This window comes from Mycolicibacterium thermoresistibile (assembly GCF_900187065.1).
GTDB lineage: Bacteria > Actinomycetota > Actinomycetes > Mycobacteriales > Mycobacteriaceae > Mycobacterium > Mycobacterium thermoresistibile.
On record NZ_LT906483.1, the window covers coordinates 1352207 to 1367256 of the forward strand.

Here is a 15050-nt window from a genome sequence, read left to right on the forward strand (position 1 = left end):
CTGGTTTACAAACCGCCTCGAAACTGTCATTCTCAGAATTCGTAAACGACTGTTTTCGCATTGGCATCGTTCCGCACTGGAGGCAGACATCAACAGCGGCAAGAACGGCGGCGACGTTCTCGGCGGGGTCCGGGTGCTCGAGGTGGCGGCATGGACGTTCGTGCCGTCGGCGGGTGCGGTGCTGGCCGAATGGGGGGCCGAGGTCATCAAGGTCGAACCGGTCGCGGGCGGCGACCCGCAACGGGGGCTCGTGACCATGGGCATCGTCGACGAGGGCGGCGGGGTCGTCAACTACATGATCGAGATCCCGAACCGGGGCAAGAAGTCGATCGGCGTCGACCTGCTGAACCCGGCAGGCCAGGAGGTGGTGCACGAACTGGCCAAGACCTGTGACGTCTTCCTGACCAGCTATCTGCCCGGCCGGCGCAGACGAATGCGCATCGACGTCGAGGACATCCGGGCGGTCAACCCGAACATCGTCTATGTCCGCGGATCCGGGCACGGCCCGGACGGGCCCGATGCGGACAAACCCGGCTACGACGGCGTCTCCTACTGGTCGCGCGGTGGAATCGCCCACGTCCTGACCGAGGACGCCGAGGAGTTGGTGCGGTCCCGGCCCGCCTTCGGTGACCTGCTCGGCGGGATGACGATCGCCGGGGGTATCGCCGCAGCGCTGTACAAGCGTGCCACCACCGGTGAGGGGTCGGTGGTGGACGTGTCGCTGTTGGGACTCGCCGCCTGGAATCTGAGCCCGGACATCGCGGTGAGCCAGATCCACGGCGGCAGCTCCATTCCCACGTTCGGCCACGCCGACGCCCCCAACCCGCTGGTCGGCAACTATCGCACCAAGGACGGCCGGTACGTCACCCTGATGATGTTGCAGTTGGACAAGTTCTTCGCCGAGGCCATGCATGCCATCGGTCTTCCGCAGGTGCTCGACGATCCGCGATTCGCCGATCCGGCAGCGCGATTCGAGAACCGCAGCACACTGATCGCGATGATGGACGAGGTGTTCGCCCAACGCACCCTGGCCGAGTGGCGCGAGGCCCTGGCAGGGCTGTCCGGCGCCTGGGGTGTGGTGCAGACGCCGGGCGAGGTGTGTGCGGATCCCGCGGTCACCGCCAACGGCTATATCGCGCACACCACCACGATGAACGGTGTGCCCTACGCGATCCCGGTCAATCCCGTGCAGTTCGACCGACACCACGTGGTGCCGGACGGGGCGCCCGAACACGGGCAACACACCGAGGAGGTGTTGCTCGACGCCGGGCTGGGCTGGGACGCCATCGAGCGCTACAAACAGATGGGAGCCGTGCTGTGAGCGTGCAGGTCGACAAGCCCGTCGACGGGCCGGTGCAGTTCGATCCGTTCTCCGAGGATTACTTCAACGGGCCATGGCAGACCTACCGGCGGCTGCGTGACGAGGCGCCGGTCTACTACAACGCCGAATGGGATTTCTGGGCGCTGTCACGGTTTGACGACGTTGCCGCGGCCACCAAGGATCACGAGACGTTCTCCTCGGCCAAGGGCGCCACCCTGGACATGGTCAAGGCGCCCGAACAGTCGATCCCGGTGCCCAAGGTGATCATCTCGATGGACCCACCCGAGCACAACCGCATGCGCAAGCTGGTCAGCAGCGTGTTCACTCCGCGTGCGGTCGCGGCGCTGGAAGACATGGTGCGCGAGAAGATCTACCGCCTCATCGAGCGGCTCGACCCCGCGGCGGGTTTCGACGCGGTCGCCGACTTCTCGGCGATCTTCCCCAACCAGGTCATCACCACCATGCTCGGGGTTCCCGAGGAGGACCGCGAGCAGATCCGGCGCTGGCTCGACCTGCTCATCGAGCGCAAGCCCGGTCAGATCCACATCACCGACGAAGGATACGAGGCGTCGGTCGCGACCGGAATGTACTACTACGGTCTGGTCCAGAAACGCCGGGCCGCACCGCAGGACGACATGATCAGCCGGCTGATCGAAACCGAGATCGAACGCGACGGTCGGATCGAGAAGCTGACCGACGTCGACATCACCGGCTTCGCGACGATGCTCGGCGGCGCCGGCGCGGAGACCGTCACCAAACTCATCGGCAACGCGGTGGTGGCATTCGCCGATTTTCCCGACGAATGGCAGAAGCTGCGCGCCGATCGGTCCAAGATCCCGGCGGCGATCGAGGAACTGCTGCGCTTCGAAGCGCCGTCGCAGTATCAGGTACGGGTGAACACCCGCGATGTGACCCTGCACGGCACCACCATTCCGGAGGGCAGCGCGGTTCTGCTGCTCACCGGGTCGGCGCTGCGAGACGAGCGGGTGTTCCGCGATCCGGACCGGCTCGACATCGACCGGGACCGGGTGATGGGTTTCAATCTGGCCTTCGGATACGGCATTCACAGTTGTCTGGGTGCGGCGCTGGCCCGGATGGAGAGCCGAATCGCGTTGGAGGCGCTGTTGGATCTGATCCCCGAGTACGAAGTGGACCGGGCCGGGCTGCGCCGGGTGCAGATGTCGAACGTGTCGGGGTTCAAGAACGTGCCGGTTCGCGCCGGGCGCTGACAGCGGGGTCACCGGAGGGCGCCGGTCGACGCGCTGTCAGCCGGCCGACGACCTTCTGCCGCGGTGCGGACGGTCGTCGACGAATCCGCGCAGCACGAACGACCGGACGAAGTCGGCCACCGCCCCGTCGTCGCTCATGTCGATCGTCGGTGACGGTGTGTTGAACAGCGAGAACAGGATTCGTGCCACCCATTCGCTGGCCTTGGGGATGTCGAGGTCCTTGCGGACCTCTCCGGTGACCCGTCCGGCGGACAGATACGGTGCGATGAAGTCGGCGCACTCCTTGAGCAGTACGGCTGAGTCCCTGGTCAGCAGGATGCTGACCTCCTCTTCGTCGAAGTACTTCTCGCCCTGCACCACCCGCCGCGCCTGTGTGACGAATACGCAGGCGCGGACCAGCTTGTCCTCCAGGTCCTCTCCCCGGTTCACCACCTTGGCCATGTTCCGGTAGAACCGCTCCGAGGCGGCCTCGGCGCAGGCCTCGACGATCGCGGCCTTGTCAGGGAAGTACTCGTAGACGGTGCTGCGGGAGACCTCGGCTTTGCGTGCGATGTCGACGATCGTGGTCTTGCGCAGCCCGTAGGTGCGGAAGCATGCGAAGGCCCCCATGATGATCGCCTCACGGGTTTCCAGCGCGGTCGCCTCCGTCACAGCCACGACGATACTCAACCGGGCGCCAGGATCAGTCCGCTGGTCGGCACGCCGGTCCCCGAGGTGACCAGCACGTGTTCGACGTTCTCGACCTGGTTGTAGGAGGTGCCGCGCACCTGTCGGACCCCCTCGGTGATGCCGTTCATCCCGTGGATGTAGGCCTCGCCGAGCAGCCCGCCGTTGGTGTTGATCGGCAGCGATCCCCCCAGCGAGAGTTCGTCGACCGAGACGAAGTCCTTGGCCTCGCCGCGGCCGCAGAACCCGAGTTCCTCGAGCTGGGTGAACACGAAGGGGGTGAAGTGGTCGTAGAGGAACGCCGTGGAGATGTCGGACGGCTTCAATCCGGAGTCCCGCCACAGCTTCTCGGCAACCACGCCCATCTCGGGCAGCCCGGTGATGTCGTCGCGGTAGTAGCTCGTCATCACCTCGCCGTCATAGGCCGCACCCTGAGCGGCCGCGGTGATCACCGCCGGCCGGTGCCGCAGGTCCCGGGCCCGTTCCACGCTGGTCACGACCAGCGCCACCCCGCCGTCGCTCTCCTGGCAGCAGTCCAACAGCCGCAGCACCGGCTCGATGATCCAACGGGAGTTCTGGTGATCCTCGAGGGTGATCGGCCGCTGGTAGAACCAGGCGTCCGGGTTGTTGGCGGCGTGCTTGCGGTCGATCACCGAGATCTTGCCGAAGTCCTCGTTGGTCACCCCGTAGGTCGTCATGTACCGCTGGGCGTGCAGCGCGACCCAGCCGGCGGGCGTCATCAGTCCGAACGGTGCGTACGGGGCCAGCCACAGCGGGGGAGCGGTCGGTTTCCGGCCGGCGCCGCCGAAGCGGAACCCGGAGCGCTCGTTGAAGGCGCGGTAGCAGACCACCACATCGGCGACCCCGGTGGCGACCGCCATGGCGGCCTGCAGGACGGTGCCCGCCGCCGCGCCGCCGCCGTGCGGTACCCGGGTGAAGAAGGTCAGGTTGCCGATGCCGACGTTGCGGGCGACCTCGATCTCCTCGTTCTCGTCGACGGTGAACGTGACCATGCCGTCGACGTCGGCCGGGGTGAGCCCGGCGTCGTCGAGCGCGGCTTTGACGGCCTCGCAGGCGAGTTGCATCTCGCTGCGCCCGGACTCCTTGGAGAACTCGGTCTGGCCGATGCCGACGATCGCGGCCCGGCCGGAGATGCCCGTCATCGCCCGGCTCCGTCGAGGAAGCTCAGCAGCGCGGTTCCCGACACGTGGTCGCCGAGGCTGTTGGTGCCCTTGAACGTCACCTCGACCAACCCCTCGTCCTGTCCGGCGATCTTGTCGGTGACGCTGCCGGTGAACCGCAGTGGATCGTTGGGGTAGGCCGGAACGCCGAGCCGGATGGACAGTTTCCTGACCATCGCTTCGGGGCCGGCCCAGTCGTGCAGGAATTTCACACACAGCCCGTTGGTGGTCAGGATGTTCAGAAAGATGTCCTTGGAGCCCTGCGAGTTCGCGAAGTCGCGGTCGTGATGCACCGGCATGTAATCACGGGACGCGATCGCTCCGGCCACGATCAGGGTCGTGGTGACCGGTACCTCCAACGCGGTGACCTCGTCACCGACGTTGACGGCGTCCCACGCCAGAGTGTCGGTGCGGCCGAGGGTTGATGTCATTGGTGTCCTTCCCGATTTCCGCCGGCCCGATATGTGCTGCCCAGCCGGGCCAGCTGATGTGAGGCTGACCCCAGGGTCAGTTCGATCTGCTTGGCCCACAGGAAATATCGCGACAACGGGTAGGTGATGTCGATGCCGATGCCGCCGTGCACCTGTTGGGCGGTGGCGGTGACCCGCGCTCCGGCCTCGGCGGCCCAGAACTTCGCCATGGCGGCCTCCCGGTGCGCGGACCGGTCTTTCGACACCAGCCAGGCGGCGTGCCAGGTGGTCCACCGGATGGCCTCGGTGTCGATGAACGCGTCGGCCATCCGCTGCTGAACGGCCTGGAACGAGCCGATCGGCCGGCCGAACTGCTCCCGCTCGCTGGTGTAGGAGGCCGCGATCCGCAGCGCCCGCTCGGTGACCCCGACCTGCATGGCGCACAGCCCGATCAGGGCGCGGGTGTGCAGCGATTCGACCGGGTTCTCACCCGCGGTGAGCCGGTGTGCGGCCCGGGCCCCGCGAAGTTCCACATCGGCGAAGGGTTCGCCGTTGGTGGTCTGCACCGGCTCGGTCCGCACCCCCGGGTCCGCGGTGTCGACGACGAACAGCGCCGGGCCGCCGTCGTCGTCCTGTGGCGTTGCGGTCACCACGATGGCCTCGGCCAGCTGCGCCGCCGGAACCAGGGTCTTCGTCCCGTCCAGCAGCCAGGAGTCGCCGTCGCGGCGGGCGGTGGTGGACGGGGTGAGCGGATCGATGCTGCCGGGTTCGGCGATCGCGGCGCTCAGTATGCGGCTGCCGTCGACCACCCCGGGCAGATAGTGCTGTTGTACTGCCGGATCGCCGTGGCGGGCAATGGTGTCCGCGCCGAGCAGCAGGGTGGCGTACACCGGCACCGGTGCCACACACCGGCCCACCTCGGCGAGCAGCACCCCCAGCTCGAGGAAGCCGCCTCCGGTACCGCCGACGGACTCCGGCAGCGCGACACCCAGCAGGTCGGCCGAGGCCAGTTCCTGCCACAGGGCCGGATCGTGGCGGATGTCGCCCGATTCGAGGTCGAGGAGGTGCTCCGGGGTCGCCCGGTGCTCGAAGAGCTGCCGGGCGATCTTGCCGATCGTCTCCTGGTCCTCGGAGAAGGAGAAGTCCATCACGCCCTCGCGATCTACAGCGCGGCCGGACGGAACTGGTGCAGGACCAGTTCGTCGTCGTTGAAGGTCTCGTAGAACACCTCGACGTCCATCCCGACTTTCACGTCGGCCGGATCGATGTCACGGAGGTTCGAGACCATGCGCACCCCCTCGTCGAGTTCGACGAGCACCACGATGTAGGGGTACTCGAAGAACGGCAGCGGCGGGTACTGCGGCATCACCCAGCTGTACACCGTTCCGCGGCCGGAGGATTCGACCGCATCCCAGATCAGCGACTGGCAGGAGCCGCACATCGGCCGTGGCGGCACCCGGAACGTCGCGCAGTCACCGCACCGCTGGATGAGCAGCTTGTGTTCCTTCAGACCGTCGTAGAAGAACTGGTTGTCCCGGTTGATGGTGGGTGCGAGTCGGTTCGCCATCAGCTTCCTGTCTTGAATCGGAGGGTGCGGAACCGTTGCCGGCCGATCACCTCGCCGTGCTGGTCGCGGTAGGTGGTGACCCAGGTGACGAAGAAGCCGTGTCCCATCGCGGTCTTCTTCTCGTCGGAGATGGTCTCGAAGACGGTCTCGGCGGTGATCTCGTCGCCGACCCGGGGGTAGCGCTCGATCTCGAACTCCGAGTTCGTCGCGATGGTGCCGGTGTAGCCCGCATCGGCGAGGAACTGCAGCGGGTTGTCGCGGATCTCGACCGGTACACCGCCACGTTCGTGGATGCCCTGGAGTTTCGGCGGCGCCATCGTCCAGCTCTGCAGCATCACCGGCGGTGAGACGATTCCGCCGTAGCGGGATCGTGCGGCCCATCCCGGATCCAGATAGGCGGGGTTGAAGTCGGACAGCGCGTATGCCCAGTGCCGGATCATCGGCTGGTTCACCGGATCCGGCGCCCTGACCGGCTGTCCGGAGCTGATCGGCTGACCGATCAGCGCATCGAGCCGTTGGCGCAGTTCGGATTTCGAGATCTCAGTCATTCGAACCTCTCTGTCATGACGCGGTGGCCCGCAGATCCCGCGGCGCGCGCGGCATACCCAGGCCGGCCATCGCGATGATGTCGCGTTGCAGCTCGTTGGCGCCTCCGCCGAAGGTGTTGATCACCGCCAGCCGATAGGCGTGCTCCAACTCGCCCCGCAGCGGGGCGTCGGCGCCTTTGCGGGTGCCGTCGGCGCCGAGCACCTCGAGCAGTTCCCGGGCCACCCGCTGGGTCAACTCGGTGCCGAACACCTTGGCCGCAGACGCCTCGGCCATGCCGAGCCCGCCACTCGACATCGACGCGTTGACCCGCAGATTCATCAACCGGTAGGCCGACACCTGTGCCTCCACCCGGGCCAACACCTGTTGCACCCATGGGATGTCGATGATGTGCCCGCCGTCGGCCGGGGTGGTCCTGGCCCACTGCAACGTCTTCTCGAACAGGGGCTCCAACGCGCCGAGGTTGCCCAGTGCCGCGCGCTCCAGATTGAGCTGGTTGGTGACGAGTTTCCAGCCCTCGTTCAGGTTGCCGACGATGTTGTCGTCGGGTACCCGCACATCGTCGTAGAAGGTGTAGTAGGTCGAGACACCGGGCATGGTGTGCAACGGTTTCCACGAGAAACCGGGGGAGTCCGTCGGCACGATGAACAAGGTGATGCCCTTGTGTTTCCTCGCCTCCGGGTCGGTGCGGGCGGCCAACCAGATGTAGTCGGCGTACTCGGCGCCGCTGGTGAACATCTTCGACCCGTCGATCACCCACTCGTCACCGTCGCGCACCGCTGTGGTGCGCAAAGACGCCAGGTCGCTGCCGGCTCCGGGCTCGGAGTACCCGATCGCGAAATCAACGGTGCCGCGGAGGATCGCGGGCAGGAACTTCTGCTTCTGCTCCTCGGTGCCGAACTGCATCAGGGTCGGTCCGACGGTGTTCAGCGTGATCATCGGCAGCGGCGCGTTCACCCGCCGCGCCTCTTCGGCGAAGATGTACTGTTCCAGCGCGCTGAGCCCGCCACCGCCGTACTCGACCGGCCAGGACACGCCGAGCAGACCGGCTTCGCCGAGGGCGCGGCGGCATTCGGCGACCGCCGGCCCGCCCTCGAGTTGGCCGGCGATCGCCGCGCGCCGTTCCGGGGTCATGACGGCCTCGAGTCGCCGCCGGAAGTCCCGGCGCAGCGCCTCCTGTTCCGGGGTGTAGTCGAAGTCCATCAGCGTCCGGCCCCCAGCCGCACCGGCATCCGTTTCACGCCCGGGACCATCGTCGCCCGCATCCGGTCCACGGTGCCGACCAGTTCCAGGTCGGGGAAGCGGCCGAGTAACACCTCGAAGAACACACATGCCTCCAAGCGGGCCAGCTGCGCCCCGATGCATGAATGCTCACCGCACCCGAAGGCGATGTGCGGGTTCGGCTGGCGGTCGATCCTGAAGTCCTCGGCGTCGTCGCCGAATATCTCCTCGTCGCGGTTCGCCGATCCGTAGAGCATCACCACGGTGTCACCCTTCCTGATGTGCCGGCCGCGGATCTCGACGTCTTCGGTGGCCTGACGCGCCATGTGGGTGACCGGGCTGGTGTAGCGCAGCATCTCCTCGACCGCGCCGGGGATCAGTGTGGGGTTCTCGATGAGCTTGCGGCACTGGTCCGGATGTTCGATGAGGGCCAATGTGCCCAGCGCGATGAGGTTGCGTGTCGTCTCATTGCCCGCCACCAGCAACAGGAACGCGAAGTTGAGCAGGTCCTCGTCGCTGAGCCTGGCGCCGTCGACCTCGGCTTGGGCCAGAACCGACATCATGTCGTCGCGGGGTTCGGTGCGTCGGGCCGCGATCAGTTGCTGAAAGTATTCGTACAGTTCGCCGATCGCTTCCATCGCGTCGAGTTCGATCTCCGGATCGGCGGTCCCGGTACAGGCATCCGACCACCGCCGGAACCGCTCCCAGTCCTCGGGGGATGCGCCGAGCAGTTCGGCGATCATCCGGGTCGGCAGTGGGGCGGCGAAGGATTCGGCGAACTCCTGTTCCGAACCCGGTGCGACACCTTCGAAGATCCCGTAGACGATCTCGCGCACCTTCGGTTCCAGCAGCGCCACCTGCCGACGGGTGAATGCGGTGTTGATCAGCTTGCGCAACTGCCGGTGCCGGGGCGGATCGGTGAAGATCAGGTTGCCCTCCTGGACCGGTTCCGGCTGGTCGGGATCCGGGATCGTGATGCCCTTGGTGGACGAGAACAGCTGCGGGTGGCTCGACACGTAACGGATGTCCTCGTACTTCAGCAGCGCCCAGAAGTTCGTCACGTCGTTGTAGACGACCGGTGTCGTCGCGCGCAGTTCGCGGTACGCCGGGTAGGGGTTCCCGGCGTAGAAATCGGGCGAGTGCAGGGGGACCGTGGTGAGCACCGAACGCCTTCCTTCGAGCCGTTGTGATCGGACAGACGATAGCAATATGTCCGACGAGGTGGCGGGGATTCGCGCGAAATAGGCGGATTTTCGAGAATCCATTGCCCGTAGAGAAGTAAACACCTATACAACTCATGTAGGTATGTCGGACACCCTTGAGTGAGGACCCCATGACCCGGTCGCATGCCCTCGTCGAGACCTACGGGCACTACATCAACGGCGAGTGGGTGGATCCCGACAGCGGTCGTTACGAGGACGTCGACCCGGCCACCGGGGAGACCTTCGCCGCCGCACCCGATGCGAGCACCGCCCAGGTCGATCGGGCGATCGCCGCGGCGCGGGAGGCGTTCGACTCCGGCCGCTGGACCGGACTCACCCCCGAGGAGCGCGCGAAGTGCCTGCAGCAACTGGGTGCCGCGCTGCTGGAACACGCCGACGACTTCTTCGCGCTCGCCCAACTCGAGTGGGGCTGCTCGGCGAACGAGCGGATGTTCCATGTCGAGGGACCGGCGGTGATGACCACACACGCCGGTGAGTTGGCACTCGAACCGGTCGAACAGCCCATCGACGCCTGGGGTGCCGGAGGCACCACCCTGCTGCGTTACGAGCCGCTCGGCGTGGTGTCGGTGCTCACCCCGTGGAACTTCCCGCACACCCTCAACGCGATGAAGATCGGCAGCGCGCTGGCCGCCGGCAACACCGTCGTGCTGAAACCGTCCCCGTTGACGCCCCTCGCCGGATTCGCGCTGGCGCGAATGATCGATGAGCACACCGATATTCCGCCTGGAGTGGTCAACGTCGTCACGCCGTCCGGGCTCGACGGATCGAAGATGTTGACCACCGATCCCCGCATCGACATGGTCAGCTTCACCGGCAGTTCGGCGGTGGGGCGCGAGGTGATGGCCGGTGCGGCCGGCGGGATGAAACGGATTCTGCTGGAGTGCGGGGGCAAGTCGGCGAGCATCGTCCTCGACGATCTCGAGGTCACCGACGAGTTGCTGGAGACCATTCTCTTCGAATGCCTCACCATGCACGCCGGACAGGCCTGCATCCTCAACAGCAGGCTGGTGGTGCCGGAGGCGATGCACGACGACGTCGTGGCACGGCTGGGCGAGTTGGCCCGCAAGGTGGTGGTCGGGAACCCGGTGGACCCGGCCGTCCAGATGGGCCCGTTGATCAGCCGAGCGCACCTGGAGCGGGTGGAGGGCTTCGTCGAACGCGCCGTGGCCGATGGCGCCACGGTGGTCGCGGGCGGATCCCGCCCGGCCCACCTGGACCGCGGCTTCTTCTATGAGCCGACGATCCTGACCGACGTCGCGCCGGACGACTTCATCGCCCAGGAGGAGGTGTTCGGACCGGTGCTCACCGTCCTACGCTGCCGCGACGACGACGAGGCCGTCGACATCGCCAACAACTCCCGCTACGGGCTGGGCGGGGCGGTCTACGCCGCCGACGTCGACCGCGCCCTGGGAGTGGCGCGGCGCATCCGCTCCGGCCAGGTCTCGATCAACGGGTGCATTGCCGGTGATGCCCCGTTCGGTGGATTCGGGCAGAGCGGGATCGGCCGCGAGGGCGGGTTGCTCGGCCTGCGCTCCTACATGGAGCCCAAGGCGATCGGAGTGCCGGCATGAGCGGCGCGCTGGCCGGGGTGCGGGTGGTGGAGGTCGGCACCGAGATCTCGGCCCCGTACTGCACCAAACTGCTCGCCGACCTCGGCGCCGACGTGCACAAGATCGAACCACCGGACGGTGATCCGCTGCGGCAGTGGGGGCCGTTTCCGGGCGGGCGGCCGGACCCGGACCGGAGCGGCCTGTTCGACTACCTGAACTGCGGAAAAACCGTCACCGTCAAGGATTTCACAGACGATCGCGATCGGTCCGCGGTACGCGAACTGATCGCCGGCGCGGACATCCTGGTGGAGAATCTGCCCGCCGGTGACGACCGGCGGCAGGCCTGGGGCCTGGATTCCGACACCTTGGCACGGGTGCGTCCGGGTCTGGTCGTGGTGCGGATCTCGGATTTCGGGCAGCACGGCCCGTTGCACGGCCGGCCGACCTCGCCGCTGACGATGCAGGCCGCCTCGGGCTGGGTGAACGCGCGGGAATTCGGTCGCACCCCGGTGCAGGCCGGTGCGCGCATCCCGGAGTACATCGCCGGCGGTTACGCGGCGCTCGGTGCGCTCACCGGGCTGCGGGTGGCCGCCACCGTCGAGGACCGGCCGGTCGAGGTGGACGTGTCCACGTTCGAGGCGTTGTTGTCCACGCTGCCCTACCCGATGCTGCTGGCCGAGCGACTCAGGAGCATGGGCCTGCCGACGAATTCCAGGGCCGCGCCGATGCTCGGGATCGTCCGGGCCGCCGACGGCTGGATCGGCATCAACTGCCTCACCGGGCAGCACTGGCTGGACGTGTGTGCGATGGTCGGGCTGCCGGAGTTCGGAGAACACCAACTGGCGATCATGCTGGGCGGCCCGGAACGGGACGAGTTCTTGGCGAAGGTGCAGCCGTGGCTCGACGGCCAGAGCGTTGCCGACATCGTCGAACTCAGTCAGGCCCTGCGCATTCCGGCCGCACCGGTCAACGACGGATCCTCGATCCTGACCTGCCCGCAGTACGCCGAGCGGGGGTTCTTCGTCCCGGGTGGTGGGCCCGGATGGGAGTACCGGCGGCCCGGCGCGCCGTTCCGGCTCTCCGGGGCCCGCCCCGGGTCCGGCGGGGCGGCGGAACCGGCCGACGCCGAGGGCGATCCGGCGGCGCCGTTCGCCGGGCTGAAGGTCTTCGATCTCAGCACCTTCTGGGCCGGCGCCTATCTGACCTGTTACCTGGGGGCGTTCGGCGCCGATGTGGTGAAGGTCGAATCCATCCAGCGGCCCGATGCGCACCGCTATTCCGGGGCGCTGCTGCGCCAGGGCGACGACTGGTATGAACGCGGCCCGCTGTGGCAGGGCACCAACCTCAACAAGCGTGATCTCACCCTCGACCTGAACTCCGGGCGCGGACGCGAACTCGCGCTGCGGCTGGCCGCCGACGCCGACGTCGTGGTGGAGAACTTCTCGCCCCGCGTCGTCGAACAGTTCGGCCTCGACTACGACAGCCTCGCCGCCGGCAATCCCGACGTCATCATGGTGCGCATGCCGGGATTCGGTCTGGCGGGACCGTGGCGTGACTATGTCGGTTGGGCGCTGAACATCGAACAGCTCGCCGGTATGTCGGCGGTCACCGGATATCCGGACGGGCCGCCGTGCAATCTGCAGGGCCCGGCGGACCCGATCGCCGGTGTGCACGCGGGTGTCGCGTTGCTCGCGGCGCTGCATGAACGCCGGCGCACCGGCGGGGGACAGCTCATCGAAGTGGCCCAGATCGAGGTGGGGGCGGCGGTCACCGCCGAACCGGTGATCGAGTACTCGATGAACGGGGTGATCAGAGAGCGGGAGGGAAACCGCCACCGCAGCTATGCACAGGGTGTGTATCCGTGCCGCGATGAGGACGACTGGGTGGCGATCTCGGTGCGCGACGACACCGACTGGGCGAACCTGGTCGCCGCGATGGACCTGCCCGGGCTCGCCCGCGACGAACGCTTCCGCACCGCGGCGCAACGCCGCCGGCATCACGATGAATTCGACGACGTGGTCAGCACCTGGACGCGCGGACGGACCGCGGAGCAGGCCGTCGCGGCGGCGATCGCCCACGGGGTGCCGGCCGAGCGGATCCTCACCGGCGACCGGATGTACGACCTACCGCAGCTGGACGCCCGGGGCTACTACGAGGAGATCGAGCATCCCATCACCGGCACACATCGGTATCCGGGCTGGCCGTTTCGGATCAGCCCGGGGCCGGCTCGCCACCACCGGACACCGCCGCCCACGCTCGGACAGCACAACACCGAGATTCTGCGCGCGCTCGGCGTGACCGACGACGAACTCGGTGAACTCGCCGATCAGCGGGTCATCGGCCGACGTCTGCTGCACGCCGATTAGGAACGCCCGTCAGGGCAGCGTCGATCAGGGCACCATCAGCGCGATGGTGTCGACCACGCAGGCCGGGCGGTCCCCTCCGTCGACCTCCACGGTGACCCGCACCGTCGCGCGGGCGCCGTTGCCGGACCGTTCGACCCCGACCAGTTCCGCGCCGGCCCGGATGCGGGAGTCGACCGGTACCGGCGCCGGGAAGCGCAGTTTGTCCACGCCATAGTTCACCTGCATGGACAGTCCCTCGACCCGGTAGATCTGCTTGATCAGCAGCGGAACCAGGGACAACGTCAGATATCCGTGGGCGATGGTCTTGCCGTACGGACCGGTCGCCGCCTTCTCGGCGTCGACGTGGATCCACTGCCGATCCCCGGTCGCCTCCGCGAACAGATCGATCTGCTCCTGGGTCACCCGGTGCCAGTCGCTGTAACCGAGATGTCTGCCGAGCTGGGCCTCGAACTCCGAGAGTCCCTGGTAGACGGTGGGGGCGGGCGCCGACTGACCAGGCTGGGCGGTTCCGGTCCGCGATGTCATGCCGGAACGCGGATGCCGAGCAGGCCCATGGCGTTACCGCCCATGATCTTCGCCTTGTCCGCCTCGGACACGCCTTCGAGGCGGTCGACGAAGCTGAGCGGATCACCGATGCCCTCGGGATGCGGGTAGTCGGAGCCGAACAGGACGTGATCGGCGCCCATGATCTCGATCAGCCCCGGCACATCGTCCTCGAGGAACGGGTGGATGTAGATGTTGCGCTTGAACACCTCGACCGGGTGTTCGTCGAACTCCTTGGGCATGATCCGGTATGCGGTGTCGAGTTGCTCGAGCAGGTTACGCACCCATCCGCTGCCGTTCTCGACGCACAGGATCTTCAGATCGGGGAACCGGGACAGTGCGCCGTGGCAGATCATCGCCGCCAGGGTGTCCTCGATGGCGCGGTGCCCCATCACCACCTCGCGCAGTGCGCTCGGCTTGAACGACAGGTATTCGTCGCCGCCCTCCCACTCCATCAGGTGCTTCTGATACCCGCTGTCGGAGGCGTGCATGGTGACCGGGATGCCTGCGTTCACCACCTCCTGCCAGAACGGGTCGAACTCGGGCAGGCCCATCGACCGGGAACCGCCGAACCGGCTGGGCACCGGCGCCGGGCGCACCAGGAAGGTGCGCATGCCGCGCTCCAGGCACCAGTGCAGTTCCCTGATGGCCTCCTCGACGATCGGCAGTGTGATCACCGGGGTGGCGAAGATGCGGCCCTCGTAGTCGAAACTCCAGTGTTCGTGCATCCACTGGTTGAGCGCGTGCATGACGGCGTGGGTGAGCACCACGTCGTCGGTGGTGCGCTCCTCGATCAGGCTGGCCAGCGTCGGGTACATCACGCACCGATCGATGCCGAGCTCGTCCATCAGCTCCAGACGCGGGGCGGGGTGCTGAAACGCCGGGATCACTTCCATTGGCTCGCCGACGAATTCCCGGAAGTTCAAACCTTCGGGGTTGTTGCCGAGGAAGTAGTCCTCGGCACTCCCCGGCCGAGCCACCTTCTCGAATGTGGGGTTCGGGATCATGTGGCTGATGCGGTCCTTGACCATGAGCTTCTTGCGGCCGTTGAGTTCGACGTAACCGACTTTGCCCCGGTGTTCCCGTGGCAGGAACTTGATCAGCGCGTCAGTGGTCTCGTACATGTGGTTGTCGATGTCGAAGACCGGGTAGGGCAGTGAGCGGGGCGACATCACGGAGCCTCCTGCGGATATGACCGTTTACGGTGAATGGAAATGAACGTTATCA

14 protein-coding genes are annotated in these 15050 nt (G+C 67.1%); 4 read left to right on the forward strand and 10 right to left on the reverse strand.

All coding sequences use genetic code 11. From position 1 onward, the window contains the following. The first annotated feature begins 88 nt into the window (after positions 1 to 88). Complete coding sequence (locus CKW28_RS06265) at positions 89 to 1321, forward strand: CaiB/BaiF CoA transferase family protein (protein WP_085975198.1); 1233 nt, start codon at positions 89 to 91, stop codon at positions 1319 to 1321. Then, the gene (locus CKW28_RS06270; protein ID WP_003927918.1) at positions 1318 to 2550 is read left to right on the forward strand and encodes a cytochrome P450; all 1233 of its coding nucleotides are present in this window, start codon (positions 1318 to 1320) and stop codon (positions 2548 to 2550) included. Before CKW28_RS06265 ends, CKW28_RS06270 begins: the two co-directional genes overlap by 4 nt. Before the next feature lie 36 nt (positions 2551 to 2586). Here CKW28_RS06270 and CKW28_RS06275 read toward each other — a convergent pair whose 3' ends face one another. The 8 genes from CKW28_RS06275 to CKW28_RS06310 are packed head-to-tail and all read right to left on the reverse strand — an operon-like array spanning position 2587 to position 9304. Beyond that, entirely contained in the window at positions 2587 to 3159 is a 573-nt protein-coding gene (locus tag CKW28_RS06275; protein ID WP_050812119.1) for a TetR/AcrR family transcriptional regulator, read from the reverse strand. Between the two features lie 56 nt (positions 3160 to 3215). After that, complete coding sequence (locus CKW28_RS06280; RefSeq protein WP_003927916.1) at positions 3216 to 4379, reverse strand: lipid-transfer protein; 1164 nt, start codon at positions 4377 to 4379, stop codon at positions 3216 to 3218. Beyond that, a complete protein-coding gene (locus tag CKW28_RS06285) occupies positions 4376 to 4828 on the reverse strand; it encodes a MaoC family dehydratase (RefSeq protein WP_003927915.1) in 453 nt (150 codons plus the stop codon). Before CKW28_RS06285 ends, CKW28_RS06280 begins: the two co-directional genes overlap by 4 nt. Beyond that, positions 4825 to 5955 carry an acyl-CoA dehydrogenase family protein gene (locus CKW28_RS06290; RefSeq protein ID WP_003927914.1) on the reverse strand — a complete coding sequence of 377 codons (1131 nt, stop codon included), beginning with the start codon at positions 5953 to 5955 and terminating at the stop codon, positions 4825 to 4827. Before CKW28_RS06290 ends, CKW28_RS06285 begins: the two co-directional genes overlap by 4 nt. 14 nt (positions 5956 to 5969) lie before the next feature. Then, on the reverse strand, positions 5970 to 6374 hold the full coding sequence (locus tag CKW28_RS06295; RefSeq protein ID WP_003927913.1) for a Zn-ribbon domain-containing OB-fold protein: 405 nt from the start codon (positions 6372 to 6374) through the stop codon (positions 5970 to 5972). Further along, positions 6374 to 6922: a MaoC family dehydratase gene (locus tag CKW28_RS06300; RefSeq protein ID WP_003927912.1), complete on the reverse strand. Its 549-nt coding sequence runs from the start codon at positions 6920 to 6922 to the stop codon at positions 6374 to 6376. The genes CKW28_RS06295 and CKW28_RS06300 overlap by 1 nt, the downstream gene beginning before the upstream one ends. Before the next feature lie 13 nt (positions 6923 to 6935). Then, entirely contained in the window at positions 6936 to 8123 is a 1188-nt protein-coding gene (locus CKW28_RS06305; RefSeq protein WP_003927911.1) for an acyl-CoA dehydrogenase family protein, read from the reverse strand. Beyond that, positions 8123 to 9304, reverse strand: coding sequence for a cytochrome P450 (locus CKW28_RS06310; protein ID WP_003927910.1), 1182 nt, complete (start codon positions 9302 to 9304; stop codon positions 8123 to 8125). The genes CKW28_RS06305 and CKW28_RS06310 overlap by 1 nt, the downstream gene beginning before the upstream one ends. Positions 9305 to 9474: 170 nt before the next feature. Here CKW28_RS06310 and CKW28_RS06315 point away from each other — a divergent pair, with 170 nt between their 5' ends. Together CKW28_RS06315 and CKW28_RS06320 are read left to right on the forward strand one after the other, a co-directional pair. After that, positions 9475 to 10935, forward strand: coding sequence for an aldehyde dehydrogenase family protein (locus CKW28_RS06315; protein WP_003927909.1), 1461 nt, complete (start codon positions 9475 to 9477; stop codon positions 10933 to 10935). Next, complete coding sequence (locus tag CKW28_RS06320; RefSeq protein WP_003927908.1) at positions 10932 to 13280, forward strand: CaiB/BaiF CoA transferase family protein; 2349 nt, start codon at positions 10932 to 10934, stop codon at positions 13278 to 13280. The genes CKW28_RS06315 and CKW28_RS06320 overlap by 4 nt, the downstream gene beginning before the upstream one ends. A gap of 24 nt (positions 13281 to 13304) precedes the next feature. On the opposite strand, the gene CKW28_RS06325 is transcribed toward CKW28_RS06320, so the two are convergent. Continuing rightward, the gene (locus CKW28_RS06325; RefSeq protein WP_003927907.1) at positions 13305 to 13805 is read right to left on the reverse strand and encodes a MaoC family dehydratase; all 501 of its coding nucleotides are present in this window, start codon (positions 13803 to 13805) and stop codon (positions 13305 to 13307) included. Beyond that, positions 13802 to 14995, reverse strand: a complete 1194-nt coding sequence (locus CKW28_RS06330; protein ID WP_003927906.1) for an amidohydrolase family protein — start codon at positions 14993 to 14995, stop codon at positions 13802 to 13804. Before CKW28_RS06330 ends, CKW28_RS06325 begins: the two co-directional genes overlap by 4 nt. Between the last annotated feature and the right edge of the window lie 55 nt (positions 14996 to 15050).

What these genes read in the sequence shown, in the direction of transcription:
- CKW28_RS06280 (WP_003927916.1), bottom strand. Translation starts at nt 4,379, where the DNA reads ATGACGGGCATCTCCGGCCGGGCCGCGATCGTCGGCATCGGCCAGACC.
- CKW28_RS06275 (WP_050812119.1), bottom strand. Translation starts at nt 3,159, where the DNA reads ATGGGGGCCTTCGCATGCTTCCGCACCTACGGGCTGCGCAAGACCACG.
- CKW28_RS06330 (WP_003927906.1), bottom strand. Translation starts at nt 14,995, where the DNA reads ATGTCGCCCCGCTCACTGCCCTACCCGGTCTTCGACATCGACAACCAC.
- CKW28_RS06320 (WP_003927908.1), top strand. Translation starts at nt 10,932, where the DNA reads ATGAGCGGCGCGCTGGCCGGGGTGCGGGTGGTGGAGGTCGGCACCGAG.
- CKW28_RS06285 (WP_003927915.1), bottom strand. Translation starts at nt 4,828, where the DNA reads ATGACATCAACCCTCGGCCGCACCGACACTCTGGCGTGGGACGCCGTC.
- CKW28_RS06315 (WP_003927909.1), top strand. Translation starts at nt 9,475, where the DNA reads ATGACCCGGTCGCATGCCCTCGTCGAGACCTACGGGCACTACATCAAC.
- CKW28_RS06325 (WP_003927907.1), bottom strand. Translation starts at nt 13,805, where the DNA reads ATGACATCGCGGACCGGAACCGCCCAGCCTGGTCAGTCGGCGCCCGCC.
- CKW28_RS06300 (WP_003927912.1), bottom strand. Translation starts at nt 6,922, where the DNA reads ATGACTGAGATCTCGAAATCCGAACTGCGCCAACGGCTCGATGCGCTG.
- CKW28_RS06305 (WP_003927911.1), bottom strand. Translation starts at nt 8,123, where the DNA reads ATGGACTTCGACTACACCCCGGAACAGGAGGCGCTGCGCCGGGACTTC.
- CKW28_RS06295 (WP_003927913.1), bottom strand. Translation starts at nt 6,374, where the DNA reads ATGGCGAACCGACTCGCACCCACCATCAACCGGGACAACCAGTTCTTC.
- CKW28_RS06290 (WP_003927914.1), bottom strand. Translation starts at nt 5,955, where the DNA reads ATGGACTTCTCCTTCTCCGAGGACCAGGAGACGATCGGCAAGATCGCC.